The sequence below is a fragment of the Metabacillus mesotrionivorans genome, from assembly GCF_052171315.1.
Classification (GTDB): domain Bacteria; phylum Bacillota; class Bacilli; order Bacillales; family Bacillaceae; genus Bacillus_P.
In genome coordinates this window covers 301707-322776 of the sequence record NZ_JBQMFF010000002.1, presented here as the reverse complement: position 1 = coordinate 322776, position 21070 = coordinate 301707, and the positions used below count along the sequence as shown (strand labels likewise).

Sequence of the window (21070 nt, the reverse complement as noted above, 5' to 3'; positions counted from 1 at the left end):
TTAAGCGGCGGTCATGCCGTTTTTATTTTTAAATGAGAATGAGAATTATTATCATATGAAAAAGGGTGATTATTCATGCTGACCAATGAGTTTTATTTAAACAGCCAAAACAAAAGAGAATCAAATGCAAGATCGTATCCGCGGAGAATACCGATCGCCATCAGTGAAGCGGAGGGGATTTATATAAAAGATGTTGAAAATAAAACCTACATAGACTGTCTGGCAGGGGCAGGAACGCTTGCCCTTGGACATAATCATCCGGTAGTGATCCAAGCGATGGAAAACGTGATTAAAGGAAAACGGCCACTTCACACACTGGATCTGACAACTCCCATGAAGGAAGAATTTGTTGAAGAGCTTTACAATGCTTTGCCGCCTTCATTTGCAGAACATGCAAAGATACAGTTTTGCGGACCTTCTGGATCAGATGCGATTGAAGCTGCGATGAAGCTTGTTAAAACAGCTACAGGCAGAGGAGGCATGCTTTCTTTTCAGGGCGGATACCACGGCATGACAAATGGCTCTCTCAGCCTGATGGGAAATCTTGGACCGAAATCCAGTATTCAAAATCTAATGCCGGATGTGCACTTCCTGCCGTATCCGTACTCTTACCGCTGTCCATTTGGCATTGGAGGAGATGAAGGAGCAGCGGTCGGTTCAACCTTTATTGACCGGACGCTGAATGATCCTGAATCTGGAATTGTTAAGCCGGCCGGGATGGTCATGGAAATTGTTCAGGGAGAAGGCGGGGCCATACCTGCACCTGACGAATGGGTAAGAGAAGTGCGGAGGATTACTGCTGAACAGCAAATTCCGCTTATTGTAGACGAAGTTCAGACTGGCTTTGGAAGAACGGGAAAAATGTTTGCTTTTGAGCACTCAGGGATTACACCTGATGCTGTCGTCCTGTCAAAAGCGATAGGCGGAACACTTCCTCTGGCAGTGGTCGTCTATCATAAAGATCTGGATCAATGGGGCCCTGGCGCTCACTCCGGCACTTTCCGCGGAAATCAGCTGGCCATTGCTGCAGGTACCGCAACGATGAGGTTTATCAAACAGGAAAAACTTGATGAACAAGCTTCACTCCTAGGAGACTTTTTGATGCTTCGTTTAAATCAAATGAAACAGGACCTCTCAAGTATCGGCGATGTGCGTGGTCTTGGACTCATGGTTGGTGCGGAAATCGTGGATAAAACGGCTTCTGCTGACGGTTTGGGAAGCTATCCTGCTCATCCTAAACTTGCTAAACGAATACAGCAGGAATGCTTTAAACGCGGGCTGATTCTCGAGCTTGGCGGGCGCCACGGCAGCACTGTCCGATTCCTTCCGCCGCTGATTATCACAAAAGAACAGCTTGAGACGGTTTGCGGGCTTTTCTATGAAGCCGCTCTTGCAGCAGAAAAAGAATTCATTCCAAGTTTCGTATAAGGAGTACACCAATGACAACGAGCTTACAAACGGCATTTGACCGATATTTCCTGACCAACACAAAGGAGAGTCTTAAAGAATATCAGTCAGTCATGAATCAAGCTATGGAATCACTGAAATCTGTTGTTCTCGAACAAACACCTTTTAGTGGGGCAAAGCCGCAACTAATAAAAGAAACACTCCAATCTCACTTTCCGAATGTGCATCCTGACGAGGCAATGAACTCTGAACTGCTTTTTCAGAGGCTCAAAGCAGCTGTCGGGAAGCACAGCATTTCAGTCCATCATCCGTCATGTGCCGCCCATCTTCACTGTCCGCCCATGGTGCCGGGTCTTGCAGCTGAAGTACTGATCTCAGGGTTAAACGTTTCGATGGATTCCTGGGATCAAAGCGGAGCCGCAACGATGGTAGAGCAAATAATGATGGATGGGCTGTGCCGCCTGTTTGGACTTCCAGAAGGAGACGGAGTTATGACAAGCGGGGGAACACAATCCAATCTGATGGGACTGATGCTGGCAAGAGAGCATGCCTGCATGAAGCTGTGGAACTGGGATGTCAAAAAGCTGGGCCTTCCGCCGGAACAGCACAGGCTGAAAATTCTCTGTTCAGATGCGGCACATTTCTCTGTGCAGCAGTCCGCCGCCGTTTTAGGACTCGGAGAAGATGCGGTCGTTCCGGTTAAAACCGATCATGCCCACAGAATGTGCATGAAGGACTTAGTCGAAAAACTCCAGGAGATGAGGACAGCAGGGGAGTATCCATTTGTCCTATTCGCAACAGCAGGAACAACGGATTTTGGAGCAATCGATCCTCTAATGGAAATGAGCCTGGCCGCAAAACAATACGGCCTTTGGTTTCATGTGGATGCAGCTTATGGGGGAGGCCTCATCATGACAGAGCTGCATAAGCACAAATTAAACGGAATAGAAGAGGCCGACTCCATAACGGTTGATTTTCATAAAATGTTCTACCAGCCAATCAGCTGCGGAGCGTTTCTCGTCAAAGAAAGAAGCTCATTTGCATATATGAAACGCCATGCAGACTACCTTAATCCAGAGGAAGACGATGTGCCGAACCTGGTCGGGAAATCTCTGCAGACGACAAGAAGGTTTGACGCCCTAAAACCATTTTTATCGTTTCAGCTTATCGGTAAAAACGAGTGGTCAGATATCATTTCCCGCACACTTTACCTTGCAAAAGAGGCATACTCGATGCTTAAGAGCGACGGAGCATTCACACCTGTGCATGAACCGGAGCTGAGCACGGTTGTTTTCAGATATACGGGTGAGGGCAGGTTTTCAAATGAAACAGAGGATTTCCTTAACAGCCGGATCAGGGACAGGCTGCTGAATGACGGCGAGGCGGTTATTGCCCGTACAAAAGTGAATAACCGCGTCTGTCTCAAATTCACGCTATTAAACCCTTTATTAAAGACAAATCATCTCATGCATTTACTGCAGCGAATAAAAGAAATTGGAAGATATGAATCGGGGAGGCTGAAGGATGAACAGAATAGAAGCTAGGAAAGCTGCAGAACAGGCTGCACTGCAAAGCTACTTGAATTGCTACATAAGAGAAACCGGAATGGGAAGATTCACAGAAGATGCACCATCAGAACTTGCAAATGTTCATTCAGGAAAATGGCTGCATCTTCCTCTCAAAAAAAGGCAGGAGGATTTGTACATACCTGCTGTTTATGTTTCAGAGACTGGCAGACATCTATTTCATGCTGTTTACTATCAATCTGAAAAAATGGACTTTCTTGCGTTTGCAGAAAAAACGCTGGATGAATTGAACACAGGCGAGCAGGATGGGAAAAAGAAGGATCTGCTTAAGCGCATTTCCCAGAGCTACACGCTGATGGCGGAATTTATTTACGAAAGATCTGCGGATGAAGAGGAGTTGTACAAGACTGATTTTCAATTTCTTGAGGCCGAGCAGGCACTGCTTTTCGGTCACCTCCTTCATCCCGCGCCAAAAAGCAGGGAAGGAATGAACGATGAGGATATCAGGACCTATTCACCTGAACTGAAGGGGGCATTCCCGCTTCACTATTTCAGGGTTCCTGCCGATTTAGTCTATTCCAAATCCCTGCTTCCGTATTCAGCCATACAGCAAATAAAGAAGATGGTAAATGATGATCCGGAAATCTCAGAGGCGTTAAAAAGCAAATACGCACAGGAGGACGGGTATGCCTTACTTCCGCTTCATCCATGGCAGGCTCACTATGTTCTGCAGGATGCTGAAATTAGAAAGCTTGCAGATCAGGGCATTTTAGAAAACCTTGGGCAGCATGGCCGTTCATACTTTGCAACTTCCTCATTAAGAACGGTTTATCATCCGGATGTCCCGTTCATGCTGAAATTTTCACTGAACATCAAAATTACAAATTCTGTCCGGACTAATTTAATGAAGGAACTGGAGCGGGGGGCTGAGGTGAAAGAATTGATGGAAACACGCCTCGGGCAGGAAATGGCCGATAAGTTTCCAAATTTCGGCTTTGTGCACGATCCTGCCTTTTTAACATTAAAACTGCCGGACAGAAACGAATCTGGTTTTGAGGTCATTCTTCGGGAAAACCCATTTTACGGAGGGAAGGCAAATCAGGCAGCTGCCGTTGTATCGTTATGCCAGGGTGGACTGAAAAGAGGCTTATCCAGACTCTCAAGTGTAATCAGGAAAATGGCTGCCGAAGAAAACCGTCCGACAAACGCAGTGAGTGAAGACTGGCTGAAGAAATACCTCGCGATTTCCATGAAGCCTGTCCTGTGGCTGTATCTGGAGAAAGGCATTGCGCTTGAAGCTCATCAGCAAAACAGCATTGTGAAGCTGAAGGGAGGATATCCAGAGAGATTCTATTACAGGGATAATCAAGGGTTTTACTTCTGCGAATCCAAAAAAGAGATTCTTGAATCCTATCTTGCCGGAGCAGGGAAAAGAAGTGAAACCGTTTGTTCAGATGCAGTGGCAGACGAGAGGCTGAGCTATTATTTCTTTTTCAATCATTTGTTTGGTCTGGTCAATGCTTTCGGTACGGCAGGCCTTGCAGACGAACGCAAACTGCTGAAGATCATTCGGGAGGAACTGGAAAGCTGCTCAGTTCCGAACGGACATCCCTCTCAGCTGATCAAGAACTTTCTTGAAAAAGAGGAACTGCCATGCAAGGCGAACCTCATGACAGGCTATCACGATTTGGATGAGCTTGTCGGCCCTCTCGAAACGCAGTCTGTTTATGTGAATGTACCGAATCCTCTTTTTTCTAAGGAGGCAGTTGCATCATTATGATTGAGCAAATAACAGATATAGAGATAACATTCAGAGAAGTTGAATTTGAAACAGATGCCGTCATGCTGCACAGATGGCATCATGAGCCGCACGTCATCCCTTTTTGGAACCAGAATTTCCCCTTCAGTAAATATTCAAAGCATTTAAAGGTGTTGCTTGCTGATGAACATCAAACACTGTGGATTGGCGCAGTGAACGGGAACGAAATGAGCTATTTTGAAACGTACTGGGCAAAGGAAGATCCGATCAGCGAGTACTATGAGGCAGCTCCCTTTGACCAGGGCGTGCATCTGCTCTTTGGCGACCCTGCCTATCTTGGCAGGGGGCTCGCAGCGCCAATGCTTATGAATATCATGCAGAGAATGTTTTCAGAAAACAGAACGGCGCGTATTGTCGCAGAGCCTGACATTCGCAATGAAAAAATGATTCATATTTTCGCAAAGTGCGGGTTTTCACCCGAAAGAAAGCTTGATCTGCCTGATAAACAGGCGCTGTTTATGGTATGTACAAGAGAAGACTTTGAACGGAGGGTGAACGGTGATTTATGACGTAATTGGTGCAGGGCTCGGTCCGTTCAATCTTGGGATGGCAGCCCTGCTTGATGAAACAGAGGGTATTGAGGCGTTGTTTTTTGATCAAAAGCCCGAATTTTCATGGCATCCAGGCATGTTAATTGAAGGAACGACTCTGCAGGTACCGTTCATGGCAGATGCCGTGACGATGGTGAATCCTGCAAGCAGATACAGTTTTCTGAATTACCTGCATGGGCAGAACCGCTTGTATCATTTTTACTTCCTGGAGTCATTTCACATTCCCCGCAGAGAATACGACCACTATCTTAAGTGGTTGTCGGAACAGCTTTCTTCCTGTCGGTTCGGCAAAAGAGTGGTGGATGCAGCTGAACATCCTGCAGGCTTTGAAGTGGCTGTTCAGGATGTTTTAACTGGAGAAACAGAAACATTTTTAACAAAACATGTGGTGCTTGGAATGGGAAGTGCTCCCTCTATGCCGGACTGGACAGCTTCTGGAAGCAGAAATCTTTATCATTCTTCTGAATTCATGGACAGAAGAAAAGAAGATTTGGGAGCATCGGTTGCTGTAATCGGATCAGGCCAAAGCGCTGCTGAGATTTTTCTGGAGCTTCTGAGAGGTCAGGAAACCGGCGGATATAAGCTGAACTGGCTGACGAGATCGGATGGATTTTTCCCAATGGAGTACACAAAACTCGGTCTTGAACATTTTTCTCCGGACTACACGGATTATTTTTATCAGCTGCCGCAGGATCTCAAGGATCAAATTGTGCCAGCGCAAGATTCTCTTTATAAAGGGATAAGCGCTGATACGATTGCAGAAATATATAACCTGCTGTATGAAAGAACAATTGCCGGAAGGAAGCCTGACGTACAGTTGCTTGCCAAAACGGCTGTGATGGATATTTCATGCAATGGGGAGGAACTCGACCTTGCTTGTTATCAGCGCGAGCAGGCTGAATCGTTTGTTCTTTCAGCAGATACCGTTATTGCAGCCACAGGCTACAAAACCGTTTGGCCTAAAGCATTTAGTAGGCTTGCCGGTGCTATGAAATGGGACGAGGCCGGGCGCCCGGTCATTTCAAGGGACTATCATGCTGAGATGAACACGCCTCGGGCTCTGCACAGTGTATTTATTCAAAACGGAGAGCTTCACACGCACGGAGTAGGAGCGCCTGACCTTGGCCTCGGAGCTTATAGAAACGCACATATCATTAATACCATCGCTGGAAAAACGGTTTTTGATTTGTCTGACAAAAATGTGTTTCAGCACTTTGGAACAAAACATGTTGCCGGAAAAAAAGAACTGGTTTAGGAGAGTGAGAAATATGGAAGCGAACATCAATAAGAAACATTGGTTAAAGGCCAATAGCCGGCTGACCGCCAAAATGATTGCTGAGTTTTTATATGAAGATATGATTACTGCTGTTCAATCGGAAGACTATTATTATCTTGAATCTTCAGGCGGCAAGAAAATCAGATTCAAAGCGGAAAAAAGATTAATGGACAGCTACTGGGTGAATCCGGGATCCATACAAGTCCAATCGGGTAATGAATGGCTTGGAGAGGTAAGCGCTGTTGAATTCCTGCTGCTGATCCAGCAGGATGTTGGAATTAAGCCGTTTACGGCTGCTTATCTGATTGAAGAATACAAACGCACACTCCTTGCCGATGTTCACATAATGGCAAAGCAGGAACACCGGTCGACGGAATCCCTGCTTGAGCTGGGATATGCTGAACTGGAAGGAGAAATGACGGGCCATCCGTGGATTACATACAACAAAGGTCGAACCGGTTTTTCCTATTCTGATTACCTCCAATATGCCCCTGAACAAAAAAAGGCCGTGCAGCTGGACTGGATCGCTGTTTCCAAAGGGAAAGGCACGTTTCATTCTATTGAAAAAGTTGACTATGAGCAATTAATAAAAGATGAAATTGGTTTGAATGCATGGGAGATGTTCAACCGGAATCTGAGCAGGGCAGGTATTGAACCTGAAGAATATTTTTTCATGCCGGTGCACGAATGGCAGTGGAACCATGTGATCGTGGCGCAGTTTGCTGAAGAGCTGGCTGAACAGAACATCATTTATCTAGGAAAAGGGGAGGACGAATACCTGCCGCAGCAATCAATCCGTACCTTTGTCAACATGAATGACGAAAAAAAGCACCATGTAAAGCTGCCTATGAGTATATTAAATACTCTCGTATTCAGAGGGCTCCCGTCAGAGAGAGTGGTTCTGGCTCCAGAGATCACCAGGCATATTCAGGGAATAAGGGACAAAGACCCTTTTCTTCGGGATGTGTGCAGGGTGGTTCTGCCCGGTGAGATCGCAAGCATAAATTATGACCATCCGAATTATTCGAATCTGAACGGGGCACCTTATCAATTTCTTGAAATGCTCGGGGTTATATGGAGAGAAAACCTCTGTTCATTTCTTGAGGAAGGGGAGCAGGCCATCACTCTTGCGGCTCTTTTATATGTCGGCGAGGACGGTAAGTCCTATGCTCTTGAACTTGCGAAAAAGGCCGGCCTCACAGCAGAAAAGTGGATAAAACAAATGTTTGATGTAATCCTTCCGCCGCTGCTTCATTATTTGTATCAGTACGGAACGGTCTTTTCGCCGCACGGACAGAATACAGTGCTCATCCTGAAAGACAGTAAACCGCACCGTCTGGCCGTGAAAGATTTTGTAGATGATGTAAATATCAGCGATCAGAAGCTGCCTGAACTGCAGCACATATCAGAAGAGCTGAGAAGTGTGTTAAGAAGCGAAGCGCCGGAAGGGCTTTGCCAGTTTATCTTTACCGGCCTGTTTGTTTGCCACTTCAGATATCTTGCAGACATACTTCACCGCAGCGGTGAGCTGGATGAAGCTTTTTTCTGGAACATGCTCAGAGATGCCATTCTTGAATACCAAACGAAATTTCCTGAACTGAACGACCGGTTTAAACTGTTTGATCTTCTGAGGCCATCTTTTAAAAAGCTTTGTCTGAACCGGAACCGCATGATTGATTATGGGTACGGCGACGGCGATGACAGACCTCACGCTTCTGAATTTGGCAGGGTGAATAATCCGCTTGCTTCAGGCAGACCTGCAGCAATTAAAAATTAACGAAAAGACGGCAGCGTCAGTAAAAGATGCTGCCGTCTTTTTGTATACCTGCTTGAACACCTCTTAAAACTTGCATAACACTTAAAATCACATAAAATCACTTGTATAAACTTATAAAAACTTGCATTTTAAATTCATAAAACTTATAATCACTTATATAAGGTGCAGGCGCAGTGTTATTTTACAAACATTTCTGAAAAGTGAGGTGTGTCATTTGTACCAGGAAGAACGCTTGATTTCGATATTGGACTATTTAAAAGAGCATAAGCGGATTACGGCTGATCAGATTTGTTCGCTTTATGATGTTTCAAAAGACACGGCAAGGCGCGATCTCGTGAAGCTTGAGGAGCAAAAGCTGATTATCCGGACGCGGGGCGGAGCCATCCTGCCGAGCTCTCATACTGAAATTAAAGATTATCAAAACCGGCTTGAAACGGTTTCTTACGAAAAAGAGCTGATCGGCAGAAAAGCAGCGAGCCTCATCCGGGAAGGAGACCGGATTATCCTTGACGCTTCCACTACTGTTCAGGCGTGTGCAGAATATATGGATGTCACGAATGCAGCTGTTATTACAAACTCAATCAATCAGGCAGATATTCTTTCAACAAAGCCCGGGATTCAAATTCATCTGCTTGGAGGAGAACTGCAGAAGGAGCACCGTTTTCTGTACGGATCATCTGTCGTTGAAAAACTCTCTAAATATCATGTGGATAAAGTATTTATTGGGGTCGTCGGCATTTCTGAAAGGGGCTTGTCTATAGCCCACGAGGAGGATGGAATGGTAAAGAGGAAGATGATCAGCCAGGCGAATCAGGTGATTGCGCTTGCCGATCATTCAAAGCTTGGAGTGACCGACTTTTTCCTCTATGCCGATCTGCATGAGATTGACCTGCTGATTACAGACAAAGAGCCGGATAAATCGTTTAGAGATCTGCTTGATAAAAACAATGTAGAGCTGCTTGTAGCGGAGGAGGAAACACCATGACAAAATTAATCGCGATTGACCTTGACGGTACACTTCTGAACAGTGAAAACAAAGTGAGTGCGGAAAATCTGAATGCGCTGAGAAAAGCGCAGGAAGAAGGGATAGAAGTGGTCATTGCAACAGGGAGAGCCCATTTTGATGTGATGGAAATTTTTAAAACGGCGAATGTGAAAACCTGGGTGATTGCTGCGAACGGCGCGACGATCCACCAGCCGGACGGAACCTTGTTTCATTCCCAGCCTATGGAAAAGGAATTGGCTGCAGAAGCATTGCAGTTTCTTGAAGAAAACGGCTACTACTACGAAGTTTTTGGAGAAAAAGCAATCTTCACCCCGCAGCATGGAAGAGAGCTGCTGTCGATCGAAATAGACCGGATCAAGAGTGCAAATCCAGAAGCTGACCGCACTAAGCTCCTTCATGCTGCTTCCAAACAGTACAGTCAGTCGGGATTTGTCTTTATTGAGAATTGCAATGAAATTTTAAATGAAGAAATATATAATATCCTTGCCTTTTCATTCCACCAGGAGAAGCTCGACGCTGGGTGGGAGAAGTTTAAAGACCGTGAAAATCTTACCTTGGTCACATCGGCTGACCATAACTTTGAACTTGAACATAAACTGGCCTCAAAAGGCATTGCTCTGAAAAAACTCGCCGGCCATTTAGGGATAGATCTTGCAGATACCGCTGCAATTGGGGACAGCATGAATGATCAGTCAATGCTTGAGGCAGCAGGTAAAAGCATTGCCATGGGCAATGCGCGTCCGGAAATTAAAGCAATCTGTTCAGATATCACCCTCACGAATGATCAGGACGGAGTAGAGCTTGCCATCCGCCGAATATTGGCTAGACAAACTGTGAAATAAAAAGGTCTTCATAGGATATAAGAAAGAGGAGTTCTTCAGGAAAGTGAAGAACTCCTTTTCTAATTAAGCATAAAAACATGCTGAGGTATCTCATTCTCGAACATCAGCCACCTGAATATGGTTTATATTTCTAAATTAAAGGGCATAAATTACTATTCTTCACAAGGGAGGAAAGTAGGGTGAGAGACCATCAGCTGCTGGCTTTAATTATTCAAAAGGAACAGGCCGCTTTGGAAGTTTTGTATGCCAGGTATGAAAAAATTCTTCTCAGAATCATTAGTTCAGCAACTGACAATGCTGATGCAGCTGAACAAATACTCACAGACCTTTTTAGGGAAATATGGCAGTCTCCCCAGACATTTACCAGATCTCCGTTCGTCTCAACGGCTCTTATTCAAGCCTGTAAAAGATTGCTGTACAGTTGCGACGGCAGGAAATCAGGCTGACAGAGAAGGAAGGTAGATTTGAAAAACAGACCCTTGACCAGGACCGCTTTTCACTTTGATGTACCCGTTCATTGAATGGACAATGCTGTAGGTTACCATCATCCCAAGACCTGTACCGTTTGATTTTGTTGAAAAGTAAGGTTCACCAAGACGCAGCACCTGATCCTCAGTCATGCCCTTTCCATGGTCTGTTATTGTGATTTTTACATATGAACCTTCTTTTTGTGTTGAAATTTGAACCTGTCCTCCGTTGCTGTATGACTCAATGCTGTTTTTCAGCATGTTGATAAAGGATTGCTTTAACTTGAGGGAATCCCCGAGAACATACAGCTCTTCTTTGCTGAAATCTTCCTCTAACTGTACATTTTCCATCTGAGCGAGGGGTGTCAGTACATTCATGCAGTTCTTTAGTTCACTGTGAATAGAAATTGGGTGCTGGTGCTCAGCCTCCGGTCTTGCAAAGGTTAAATAATCTTTAATGATATTTGTAGCACGGTCCAGTTCATCTAATGAGATTTTTATGTATTCTTCTCTTTTCTCCCTGCTGATTTCATCATCTCTGAGCAGCTGAAGAAAACCCTTTGTTGTTGTCAGGGGATTGCGCACTTCATGTGAAATGCTTGCTGCAAGATGGCTGACAACTTCCAGCTTTTCTGCTTTAATGACCCTTTTCAGCAGATAAAAATTCTGAATGATCGTTTCAAACAAAATCGTTCCAATAACCGCTGCAAAAATATGAAAGATGATCAGTTCCACATAATGCGACGGATGAAAAGCCGTTTTATACATCATCTCAATCTGGATAATGGAGAACAGCAGAGAGCCCAGAACTAATGCAGCTACTAGACAGAGCTTTATTCTAAGCCTGCTTTTCAGATAATATGAAGACAGCATCGGGACTAACAAAACAAGTATTCCTGCCATGACAATTGTCGGATATATGCCGCTGCCGCCAATAATCACCCTTGTTCCGACTGTGACGATAAATAAAAAGATTCCAAGTGGATATCCTCCATACAAAAGCCCCATAACATATGGAATTCGCCTGAAATCAAAGAAAAATTCTCCATCAATCATAAAGGGATACTGCATGCTAAAGACAATGGCAAGCGCAGGAAGAAGGGCAAACAGCCACTTTTTCATTTTCTTGTTCGTTTCTTTTCTCATATACAATAATTGAATGATGAGAAGCGGAGACAAAACGAGCAAAAGATTTAACAATACATCCTTCATTTCCATGGGCACACACCTAATTCTCCAAATAGTGAAATTTCCTCTCTATTAAAATATATATCAAACGGAAAGAAAATGTTAGAATATTCTAATAGACTGGCTAAAATTTTTCCCGGGAGATGAGAAATGGCGATAAAGTTGCTGAAGCAAGAACAGGTATCACAGGCTGCCGCTTTTTTAGAAAAAGACCATGATGTAAACGCTTTGATAGCAGAAGATCTTAAGGATGAACAGATCCGGGTTTACGGTCAGTATCAAGGTCCTGAATTAACGGCTTTGCTTATAGTTTATCCTGAAAAAATATACTTCTGCAGTTCCGTCATTCCTGCGGATATTGAAGCTTTTATTCCTGTCATTCAGAAAACCGGCATAAGGAGAATTTTTGGGAAACAGGAACTTATTGAGGCATTAAAAAAGATTGTCAAAACCGAGATTGAAAGTGACTCTGTTATGATGAAATACGATAATAGAGCAGCCGGCAGCGTATCCGGCGAAGTCTGCAAAATCACAAGTCTTGATGAATGCCGCAGGCTTTACCGGTTATTTATGCAGGTGGAAGAATATAAAATGACTGGTCCAAATGAAGCTTTTTTTGCCGGTGAACAGTATGAAAGCATCCTCTCTGGAAAGCTTAGTGTGTATTACGTCGAGGAAAACGGCACGATGGCAGCAACTGCAGGAATTTTTACAGATCACGAAAAGACTGCTGTTATTGCCGGCGTTGCCACTCCTACAAAATACAGAAGAAAAGGATATGCCTCAAAAGTCATCGAGAGAATCTGCCGTGATTTCGGAACTGAAAGAGAGCTCTATTTATTTTACAATAATCCGGATGCCGAAAACCTTTATAAAAAGCTTGGATTTTATGAGACTGCCAAATGGAAAGTGATCGGAATTTCTTTCTGAATAATAAGAAATGTCTTGCAAGATTGAGAAACATCAGCTATTGTTAAAAACAATCACAAAAATATTCTTAATATGTTGACAAGCGATGGGTGCTGACGCGTTTACGCGGAAGCTTAAAAGGGAAGCCGGTGAAAATCCGGTGCGGTCGCGCCACTGTAATGGGGAGCATTCTGCACAAAGCCACTGTTCTGAAATGGAATGGGAAGGCAGCAGCATGCAGTGAACCAGAGCCAGGAGACCTGCCTGTCGTATGCACTTTAAGCCTACGCGAAATAGGGAGGGTGATGCGGTATGTTGAAACCTTTGTTGTGTCTCAACTCTAGTTAGCTGTGTCCATTAAACTCTCTTTTAAAAAGGAGAGTTTTTTTGCGTTTAGAGCTGAGAAACTATGAAAACGGGGGAACCGCAATGAAAATTAGAAATTCAAACCTTGGCTATCCGAGAATCGGCGAAAAAAGAGAATGGAAAAAGCTTCTTGAGGCGTTTTGGAGAGGAGATCTGACGGAGCAGGAGTTTCATTTGGATATGAAGAAAATCAGGCTCTCTCATTTGGTGAAACAGCGCGAGTCGGGCATTGACCTAGTGCCGGTCGGCGACTTCAGCTATTACGATCATGTACTTGATACGGCTGTTATGTTCGGCCTGATCCCGGAAAGATTCAGGGATCTGAACCCATCATCACTTGAAACGTATTTCGCGATTGCCAGGGGAAGCCAAGACAAAGTCGCATCAGAGATGACAAAATGGTTTAACACAAACTACCATTACATCGTGCCTGAGCTTGACGGAACAGAGCCCCGCCTTATCCACAACCGCTTGCTTGAGCTATATAAAGAAGCAAGGAATGAGACCGGGATTACGGGGAAACCGGTACTTATCGGGCCGCTTACTCTCACAGCCCTTTCAAAAGGAGAAAAGAAAGAAGAAATTCTTGAAAAACTCATCCCTTTATATGTTCAGGTTTTCAAGGAGCTTGAAGAAGAAGGAGCAGAGTGGATACAAATAGACGAACCAATATTCGTTACATCTGCAGCAGATGCAGCCTTTATGAAAAAAACGAAGAAAATCTATGAAACAATAAAAGAAGGCTTAGGCAGGGCAAAACTTCTTCTGCAAACCTACTTTGAATGTCCTGAACAATATGAACAGCTCATTCAGCTGCCTGTTGACGGCATAGGCCTGGATTTTGTTCATGACAGCGGCAAAACGCTGGAGCATTTGAGTGCATTCGGTTTTCCAAAGGACAAGGTGCTTGCGGCAGGCGTCATCGACGGCCGCAATATCTGGAAGGCAGAGCTTCAGAAAACAGTCAAACTGGTAAACCGAATTCTGGATGAGGTCGGAAGAGACCGGCTGATTCTTCAGCCTTCATGCAGTCTGATTCATGTGCCTGTAACAGCAGAGAGCGAAGGGGCTCTGCATCCCCTTGTTAAAAACGCGCTCGCATTTGCAGATGAAAAGCTGCATGAAATCACCCTGCTGACAAAATTTTTAAATTTTGAAGAAGAGACCCTTTCAGCCTATGATCAAGGGATAGCAGATCTTGAGGCTTCAGACTTGAGAAACCGGCATTCTGTACATGCTTCATATGATAAGTACAGCACTGTCAGAGTTGGAGCAGTTCAAAGAAAAGAGGCGCAGCAAAGAAAATTCAGCCTTCCGCTGCTTCCGACGACAACCATCGGAAGTTTTCCTCAAACGAAAGAAGTGCGTGCTGCTAGGCTGAAGTATAAAAAAGGAACTCTCTCAGAAGCGGACTATTATCAGTTTATTGAAGGTGAAATAAAAAAGTGGATTGATATCCAGGAAAACCTGGGGCTTGATGTCCTCGTTCACGGTGAGTTCGAGCGGACAGACATGGTTGAATATTTCGGTGAAAAGCTTGGAGGGATGACTGTCACCTCAAATGGGTGGGTGCAGTCATACGGTTCACGCTGCGTAAGACCTCCTCTTATTTACGGGGACGTGTTTTTTAAGGAGCCGATGACACTAAAAGAAACCCTTTTTGCCCAAAAGCTGACTGACAAGCCTGTAAAAGGAATGCTGACCGGACCGGTTACAATAGTAAATTGGTCTTTTGTAAGATCTGACGTACCTGGAGCAGCAGTGTTAAATCAGCTCTCTCTCGCCGTGAGGGAAGAGGTTGAAGCATTAGAGAGAGCAGGAATCGGCATGATTCAGGTAGATGAACCTGCACTTAGAGAAGGTCTTCCGCTTAAACAGGAAAAGAAGAAACAGTATTTGGACGAGGCCGTCACTGCTTTTAAAAGATCAATAGCTTCTGTGAAACCTGAGACGCAAATTCATACACATATGTGTTATTCAAGCTTTGACGACATGATCGAAGCAATTGATGCGCTTGATGCAGATGTCATCTCCATTGAGACTTCAAGAAGCCACGGGGAACTGATTCGTTCTTTTGAAACATTCTCCTACAGTAAGGGAATTGGCCTTGGCGTATATGATATTCACAGTCCGCGCATCCCTTCTGAAAAGGAAATGATCCGAAATATTGAAAGGGCACTGCAGGTGCTCGATTCTGGCCAGTTTTGGGTGAATCCTGACTGCGGCCTCAAAACAAGAGGGGAAAAAGAGGCCGTTGAGGCACTGAAGATTATGGTGAGAGCTGCGAAGGTCTGCAGAGAGAAAGCCGTTCAAGAGACAACCGTTTAATGCAAAAAGCCTGTCCAGTTTAAGGACAGGCTTTTTTTGCGTATTATCTTACACCTTTCATGTACGCTTGAATCTTTGGTGAAAGAATCAGCATGATTGCCCCTAAAAGAATGGCGAGTCCGCCGATAATTCCGAAGTAGGCAATTTCGGTTTCAGGTGTGTAATATTTAACGATTTGTGCGTTGATTGCTTGAGCCGATGCATTTGTCAGGAACCATAAACTCATGGTCTGCGCTGAGAAAGCAGCCGGAGCAAGCTTGGTTGTTGCTGATAATCCGACTGGGGACAGGCAAAGCTCTCCAAGAACAACAAGGAAGAAGCTGAGCACAAGCCACATTGGGTGAACAAGTGTATCTGTGCCGTTTGTATAAGCTGGAATAATCATGACCAGGAATGATAACCCGGCGAAGAAAAGTCCAAAAGCAAACTTTTTGGATGTCGACGGCTGACGGTTTCCAAGCTTAATCCAAAGCCAAGCAAAAAGCGGTGCCAAAAGAACAACAAACAGCGGATTCAGCGACTGGAACCAGGATGACTGAATTTCAAAGCTTCCGAACGTCAGCTGTGTGCGTTTATCAGCATAAGCACCAAGAATGGTTGCACCCTGTTCCTGGATTGCCCAGAACATCATTGCCGCGATAAACAGAGGAATATATGCGATCAGGCGTGATCGCTCAACATCTGTTGATTTCGGGCTGCGGTACATCACAATAAAGTATGCTGCAGGAATCAAAATACCAAGAATACTGATCATGAATGTAAAGCGGTCAATCGTCAGGTAACCGGTAGAAATGGATACAGCACCTAAAACAAGAATGACGGCAAGTCCAATCGCCAATCTGCCGAAAACGCTTTTTCTTTCAGCAGGAGTAAGCGGATTTGGAACACCCGTTCCGGCAAGTCCAAGGTTTTTCTTTTTCGTAAGCATGAACACAACAAGTCCAAGGAACATACCTACTGCTGCAACTCCGAATCCAAGGTGGAAATTGTATTTCTGTCCGAGAGTACCAACGATAAGCGGTGCAAGCAGACCGCCAAGGTTGATTCCCATGTAGAAAATACTGAAACCGGAATCGCGTCGGTTATCTTCTTTGCTGTAGAGATCACCCACAATATTCGAAATATTCGGCTTAAGCAAACCTGTTCCGATTACGATAAAGAACATGGAAACAAAAAATGCCGGAATGCTTCCTGGCAGCGCAAGAATAATATGGCCCAGCATAATGAGAACGCCGCCGTAAAAAACGGTTCTCGTGTTGCCGAGCAATCGGTCGGAAATCCATCCTCCGATGATTCCAGACATATAAACCAATGATCCATAAATGGACATGATCGAAAGGGCAGTCGGCTGATCAAGACCAAGGCCGCCGTCTTTCATCGAGTAGTACATATAATACAGAAGTATTGCTCTCATCCCGTAGTAGGAAAAACGCTCCCAGAATTCTGTGAAGAAAAGGGTGAATAATCCTTTAGGATGACCGAAAAAACCTTTTTGCGGTACACTTTGTACAATTTTGTCTTTGTCAAGTGATGACATGTTACAAGAAGCCTCCTTTTTACCATGTATAATAATACTACTATTAAAATTGAATTGTCAAAAAAAATCACCAAAATTGCTATTTATACTATTTTTCTGAAATAACTTAACATTCATGCCAATATGAGACAATTTTTGGTTTCTTGTGATAATTGCAGGTTCTTTGTATCTTGGAATACATGCATAAAACTCTAGTGGACTGAAGTGTAAGGAACTTGACTCCTTGTCCAGCTGCAGCGCTCAGGCTCCTCTGTCAGAACAAAATCCCCCAAAAAGGCGGGACCCGGACTTTTCGGGGGATTTTGTTCTGACTGCCCGAGCAAAACGGACGCTTCCGCTTTTCTACGGGATGAAGAGGGCACGGAAGATCCCGCAAGCGCAGCGAGGAAGCTTCAGGCACTCCCAGTGGAAAGCAAGTTCCTGGAGCGGAAAGGAACGGGTAAAGTGCAAAAACAACAAATTTTGCGGGAGTAATAGTTAAAAAGATGCAATGACAAAAACAATCAAAAGAAGACAGAAAACTACTTTACAAACCGGCAGTCTGTTTTTATGATGAGTGAAGGGGGTGTCGGAATATGAAGCAATTTGAAAGAAGATTACGCTCTGAAAAAGCTCTGCTCCATGCTGCATCAGAGCTGATAGACGAAGTCGGCTGCTCAAAAACGACTTTGTCCATGATTATGAACAGGACAGGCTTGTCCAAGGGGGCAATCTACCATTACATAAAAAGCAAAGATGATCTTCTGGCGATGGTGCTGGAGGAAAAAATACAAGAAACAAATGAAACCTTTTTAAAAAGGATGGGCAGCAGCGGGGAGGATATGATGGATCCGGCGATTGTCCTGGCTGAAAGCTTTTCTGCGATGAACGATTCCTCGGGCATTGTCAATCAGATTCTGCTGTACTTTACTGGACGGAACGACACTAAGACAGCACGGAATGCACTTAGAGCATTTGATCATTATATGGTAGAGTTCTCAAGGTTCTGGATTCTGTCCGGACAGAAAAACGGCGTTATCTCTTCAGAAGTGGCCGCCGGTCAGGCAGCGGAGTTCCTTGTGGTCATGGCATCCGGTTTGAGAATGAGAAATATACACGGCGGATCAGACTATGTATTTGAATTCGAACAGTTTCATGGCATGATGAAAAGGCTGTTTAAAGGGGAACCTGTTCTTGTCCATAAATAGAATAAGTATAATAATTTGCTATTTAAATAGAATATTTATAACACAAAAAAGAGAACCCGCGGGTTCTCTTTTTTAATCAAGAATTTCAATTTTTACCGTTTTACGGCCCCATTTGCGTGCTTCAGCACTGTTAGGCATCAGTACATCAATTTTATGATTTTTGATGGCGCCGCCTGTATCGCCTGCGATGGCTACCCCATAACCTTCCACCCAGACTTTGCTGCCAAGCGGAATGATTTTCGGATCAACTGCAATCAGCTTCATATTGGCATTTTCTTTAATGTTGATGCCGATTGCCGTGAAGTCGCTTGCTGTATCTTCATGACTGTAAGCAGTAGCTGTAACATAGAAAACCTTGCTTTCATCCTGAACAGGCTTTTCCTGCACAGGTTTTTCAGCAGGCTTGGACACTGCCGGGACTGCTGCGGTCTGCTTCTTTGCCGGAGCAGCCTTTGCTGCTCTCGCTTTGCGCGCTTTCTCGGCTTCCGCACGTGCACTTGCTTCAGCTGCCTGTGCAGCCTCTTCTTTTTTCCGTTCTGCAAGGGCTTTAGCCGCACGTGCTTTTGCTGCATCCTGTTCTTTTTTGATGCTTGTCTCAATCGCTTTCACCTGTGACTGCAGGACGCTTTTTTCCTGCTCTGCAAGGGTTACCTCGGCTGAGATCTTTTCATATTCGCTTTTAAGCGAAGCCATTTGCGTCTGCCTTTGAAGGAGAGCCTCCTCAAGCTTGGCGCCGCTTGCTGCAAGTGCCAGCTGCTGTTCTTTCAGCAGGGCTTCCTGCTTGTCGATCTCTTTTTTGTCTTCCTCAATTTGCTTCAGGTCGGCTTCCTGCTGTTCAAGAATATCATTGTCTGCACTCAATAGAGTTGCAACAGCACCGATGCGCTCAAAAAAGTTTGAAAAACTTTCGGCATTTACAAGCGTATGTATTACGATATCGGCATGATCATTTTCCTGAAGAGCAGTAAGCCTGGCGTACATGATTTCTTCGCGGTTTATAACTTTATCCTGAAGTGCGACGATTTCTATTTTCTTTTGCTCAATTAATTCGTTTGTTTCCTGGATTTTTTTCTGGATGGAAGCGTAATCGTTCTCATTTTTTTTGACTAAAGCTTCCGTGTTTGCAAGTTCGTGTTCCATTTTCTGTACAGCGGTATGTACTGCTTGCTTTTGTTTCTCTTTCCTGTCAAGAGCTTCACTGTTTTCATTCAGCTGCTTTTCAGCCTGTTTAAGTGAATCCCCGCTTGTTTGCGCAAAGGCAGGGCTATAGGATGATAAAGCGACAAATCCTGCAGAAAGCGCGGCAATCATACGCATTGAGACTTTCATAAAACAACCCCTTTCTGTTTATAGTTATATCACAAAATCGGGGTCTTTTAGATTACAAATCTGTTAAATCATTCATAATGCGACAAAAACAAGAAAAAAACCTTCGGCGAAATCGCCAAAGGCTGTCGATTATTGCTGCCATTCAAGGAGAGTCTGATCCCTTGGAAGAAGGAAAGCGAAAATCCCCAAAAGAGGCAGGGCTGCGGTGCCTGTCATGACAGAGGCTAACGAAAATGCATCGATTAATGAGCCTAAAGCCACTGACCCAATGGCACCCATTCCAAAAGCAAGACCTACAGTAAGACCCGACATCGTACCGATCTTACCGGGCACTAGCTCCTGGGCATATACAACCGTAACTGAAAAACTCGAGCTTAGTATAAACCCGATCAGTGCAATGAGCACATAGGCTGTTTTTGGACCTGCAAATGGCAGCAGCAAAGCAAACGGAGCAGAGGCAATCAGTGAGCAAAGGATAATGTTTCGTTTGCCGAACCTGTCAGCGAGAGGCCCCCCTGCAAATGTTCCGAGCGCTCCCATCACGAGAAAAACAAAAATATAAACCTGTGATTCCGCAATACTTAAATGGTATTTCTCAATAGCATAGAACGTATAGAAGTTTGATATGGCACTTCCATACCAGGATCTTGCAAAAACAAGAAAAACGATCACGGCTAAAGCTGAGAGGACGCCCTTTGACAGCCGGCCATTGTTTTTCGCCGTTCCATTTTTCTTCTCAGCTTTTCGAATGAAGGCAAGCTTTGCCGAATACCAGCGTGCAATATAAAGAAGAAACAGGACGGCAAGAGCAGCAGCAATGGTAAACCAGATGGCGCCAAACTGGCCGAAGGGAACCAGAATCAAAGCGGTAATGAGAGGTGCTGCAGAAGAGCCTGTGTTGCCTCCCACCTGATAAATAGACTGGGCAAGACCTCTGCGCTCTCCTGCTGCTAAATAAGCAACTCTCGAGCCTTCAGGGTGGAAGACAGCAGAACCGAGTCCAATAAAGAAAACGCTGAGCAGAATAAGCGGAAAAGAAGGAGCAAATGCAAGCCCCAGAATTCCGAGTAAACTGCATGTTAACCCTGCCGGCAGGGCATAAGGCATCGGCTTTTTATCTGTGTACCAGCCGACCACAGGCTGCAGAACAGAAGAAACCATGTTCAGGGTAAACGCAATCAGGCCAAGCTGGGTAAAGGTGAGGCCCATAGATTTTTCAAGCACCGGAAACATGGCGGGGATAACAGACTGAATGGCGTCATTCAGCAAATGACATAAGCCGATGATGAACAAAATGTTGTAAACAGTCGTTGAAGGTTTAGGTGCGTGTTTATTTACAGCTGCAGCGCTTTGCATGTTACAAGTCCCTTCTTTGTATGATATTTCGATAGACGAAATGTATTTTACCATATCATACGGCACTTGAAATCAAAATATTGAAAAGAATCAAAAGAAATCCTTGATTGTTCGCTTAAAAGGAGTAAAATAGATTTAAAATTCAGGCAGTTATGGATTCTATAGAAGTATGATCAGCAAAGCTGAACTATAAAACTTT

Annotated in this window: 15 protein-coding genes and 1 riboswitch; of the genes, 11 read left to right on the top strand and 4 right to left on the bottom strand. The window is 44.5% G+C overall.

The window, feature by feature from the left end; genetic code table 11:
• Positions 1 to 75 precede the first annotated feature (75 nt).
• From ACTSEZ_RS06465 to ACTSEZ_RS06430, 8 genes are all read left to right on the top strand, one after another.
• Positions 76 to 1428 (top strand): aspartate aminotransferase family protein, encoded by a 1353-nt coding sequence (locus tag ACTSEZ_RS06465; RefSeq protein WP_029565786.1) that lies wholly within the window; start codon positions 76 to 78, stop codon positions 1426 to 1428.
• A gap of 11 nt (positions 1429 to 1439) precedes the next feature.
• Positions 1440 to 2951: a pyridoxal phosphate-dependent decarboxylase family protein gene (locus ACTSEZ_RS06460; protein WP_369733356.1), complete on the top strand. Its 1512-nt coding sequence runs from the start codon at positions 1440 to 1442 to the stop codon at positions 2949 to 2951.
• On the top strand, positions 2932 to 4713 hold the full coding sequence (locus ACTSEZ_RS06455; protein WP_369733355.1) for an IucA/IucC family protein: 1782 nt from the start codon (positions 2932 to 2934) through the stop codon (positions 4711 to 4713). Before ACTSEZ_RS06460 ends, ACTSEZ_RS06455 begins: the two co-directional genes overlap by 20 nt.
• Positions 4710 to 5261: a GNAT family N-acetyltransferase gene (locus tag ACTSEZ_RS06450; RefSeq protein WP_369733354.1), complete on the top strand. Its 552-nt coding sequence runs from the start codon at positions 4710 to 4712 to the stop codon at positions 5259 to 5261. Before ACTSEZ_RS06455 ends, ACTSEZ_RS06450 begins: the two co-directional genes overlap by 4 nt.
• Before the next feature lie 37 nt (positions 5262 to 5298).
• Complete coding sequence (locus ACTSEZ_RS06445; RefSeq protein ID WP_369734065.1) at positions 5299 to 6558, top strand: lysine N(6)-hydroxylase/L-ornithine N(5)-oxygenase family protein; 1260 nt, start codon at positions 5299 to 5301, stop codon at positions 6556 to 6558.
• A 13-nt stretch (positions 6559 to 6571) separates the two neighbouring features.
• Complete coding sequence (locus tag ACTSEZ_RS06440) at positions 6572 to 8356, top strand: IucA/IucC family protein (protein ID WP_369733353.1); 1785 nt, start codon at positions 6572 to 6574, stop codon at positions 8354 to 8356.
• 214 nt (positions 8357 to 8570) lie between these two features.
• Positions 8571 to 9341 (top strand): transcriptional regulator GlcR, encoded by a 771-nt coding sequence (glcR, locus tag ACTSEZ_RS06435; protein WP_369733352.1) that lies wholly within the window; start codon positions 8571 to 8573, stop codon positions 9339 to 9341.
• The gene (locus ACTSEZ_RS06430) at positions 9338 to 10204 is read left to right on the top strand and encodes a Cof-type HAD-IIB family hydrolase (protein WP_369733351.1); all 867 of its coding nucleotides are present in this window, start codon (positions 9338 to 9340) and stop codon (positions 10202 to 10204) included. Before glcR ends, ACTSEZ_RS06430 begins: the two co-directional genes overlap by 4 nt.
• 437 nt (positions 10205 to 10641) lie before the next feature.
• On the opposite strand, the gene ACTSEZ_RS06425 is transcribed toward ACTSEZ_RS06430, so the two are convergent.
• Positions 10642 to 11889, bottom strand: a complete 1248-nt coding sequence (locus ACTSEZ_RS06425) for an ATP-binding protein (protein WP_369733350.1) — start codon at positions 11887 to 11889, stop codon at positions 10642 to 10644.
• Positions 11890 to 12009: 120 nt separating this feature from the next.
• On the opposite strand from ACTSEZ_RS06425, the gene ACTSEZ_RS06420 reads away from it, so the two are divergent.
• The gene (locus tag ACTSEZ_RS06420) at positions 12010 to 12789 is read left to right on the top strand and encodes a GNAT family N-acetyltransferase (protein WP_369733349.1); all 780 of its coding nucleotides are present in this window, start codon (positions 12010 to 12012) and stop codon (positions 12787 to 12789) included.
• A 70-nt stretch (positions 12790 to 12859) separates the two neighbouring features.
• A riboswitch (cobalamin riboswitch) is annotated at positions 12860 to 13050 on the top strand.
• A 147-nt stretch (positions 13051 to 13197) separates the two neighbouring features.
• Entirely contained in the window at positions 13198 to 15462 is a 2265-nt protein-coding gene (gene metE, locus ACTSEZ_RS06415; RefSeq protein WP_369733348.1) for a 5-methyltetrahydropteroyltriglutamate--homocysteine S-methyltransferase, read from the top strand.
• A gap of 43 nt (positions 15463 to 15505) precedes the next feature.
• Here metE and ACTSEZ_RS06410 read toward each other — a convergent pair whose 3' ends face one another.
• A complete protein-coding gene (locus ACTSEZ_RS06410) occupies positions 15506 to 16999 on the bottom strand; it encodes a peptide MFS transporter (RefSeq protein WP_369733347.1) in 1494 nt (497 codons plus the stop codon).
• A 575-nt stretch (positions 17000 to 17574) separates the two neighbouring features.
• Between ACTSEZ_RS06410 and ACTSEZ_RS06405 the strand changes: the two genes are divergently transcribed.
• A complete protein-coding gene (locus ACTSEZ_RS06405; protein WP_369733346.1) occupies positions 17575 to 18186 on the top strand; it encodes a TetR/AcrR family transcriptional regulator in 612 nt (203 codons plus the stop codon).
• A 72-nt stretch (positions 18187 to 18258) separates the two neighbouring features.
• On the opposite strand, the gene ACTSEZ_RS06400 is transcribed toward ACTSEZ_RS06405, so the two are convergent.
• The gene (locus tag ACTSEZ_RS06400) at positions 18259 to 19515 is read right to left on the bottom strand and encodes a 3D domain-containing protein (protein ID WP_369733345.1); all 1257 of its coding nucleotides are present in this window, start codon (positions 19513 to 19515) and stop codon (positions 18259 to 18261) included.
• A gap of 129 nt (positions 19516 to 19644) precedes the next feature.
• Positions 19645 to 20871 carry an MFS transporter gene (locus ACTSEZ_RS06395; RefSeq protein ID WP_369733344.1) on the bottom strand — a complete coding sequence of 409 codons (1227 nt, stop codon included), beginning with the start codon at positions 20869 to 20871 and terminating at the stop codon, positions 19645 to 19647.
• Positions 20872 to 21070: the final 199 nt, after the last annotated feature.

Excerpts from the sequence above, each read along its gene's own strand:
- ACTSEZ_RS06405 (WP_369733346.1), top strand. The coding sequence starts at position 17,575 with ATGAAGCAATTTGAAAGAAGATTACGCTCTGAAAAAGCTCTGCTCCAT.
- ACTSEZ_RS06455 (WP_369733355.1), top strand. The coding sequence starts at position 2,932 with ATGAACAGAATAGAAGCTAGGAAAGCTGCAGAACAGGCTGCACTGCAA.
- ACTSEZ_RS06440 (WP_369733353.1), top strand. The coding sequence starts at position 6,572 with ATGGAAGCGAACATCAATAAGAAACATTGGTTAAAGGCCAATAGCCGG.
- ACTSEZ_RS06465 (WP_029565786.1), top strand. The coding sequence starts at position 76 with ATGCTGACCAATGAGTTTTATTTAAACAGCCAAAACAAAAGAGAATCA.
- ACTSEZ_RS06410 (WP_369733347.1), bottom strand. The coding sequence starts at position 16,999 with ATGTCATCACTTGACAAAGACAAAATTGTACAAAGTGTACCGCAAAAA.
- ACTSEZ_RS06425 (WP_369733350.1), bottom strand. The coding sequence starts at position 11,889 with ATGGAAATGAAGGATGTATTGTTAAATCTTTTGCTCGTTTTGTCTCCG.
- ACTSEZ_RS06445 (WP_369734065.1), top strand. The coding sequence starts at position 5,299 with ATGGCAGCCCTGCTTGATGAAACAGAGGGTATTGAGGCGTTGTTTTTT.
- ACTSEZ_RS06450 (WP_369733354.1), top strand. The coding sequence starts at position 4,710 with ATGATTGAGCAAATAACAGATATAGAGATAACATTCAGAGAAGTTGAA.
- ACTSEZ_RS06460 (WP_369733356.1), top strand. The coding sequence starts at position 1,440 with ATGACAACGAGCTTACAAACGGCATTTGACCGATATTTCCTGACCAAC.
- ACTSEZ_RS06395 (WP_369733344.1), bottom strand. The coding sequence starts at position 20,871 with ATGCAAAGCGCTGCAGCTGTAAATAAACACGCACCTAAACCTTCAACG.
- metE (WP_369733348.1), top strand. The coding sequence starts at position 13,198 with ATGAAAATTAGAAATTCAAACCTTGGCTATCCGAGAATCGGCGAAAAA.
- ACTSEZ_RS06430 (WP_369733351.1), top strand. The coding sequence starts at position 9,338 with ATGACAAAATTAATCGCGATTGACCTTGACGGTACACTTCTGAACAGT.
- ACTSEZ_RS06420 (WP_369733349.1), top strand. The coding sequence starts at position 12,010 with ATGGCGATAAAGTTGCTGAAGCAAGAACAGGTATCACAGGCTGCCGCT.
- ACTSEZ_RS06400 (WP_369733345.1), bottom strand. The coding sequence starts at position 19,515 with ATGAAAGTCTCAATGCGTATGATTGCCGCGCTTTCTGCAGGATTTGTC.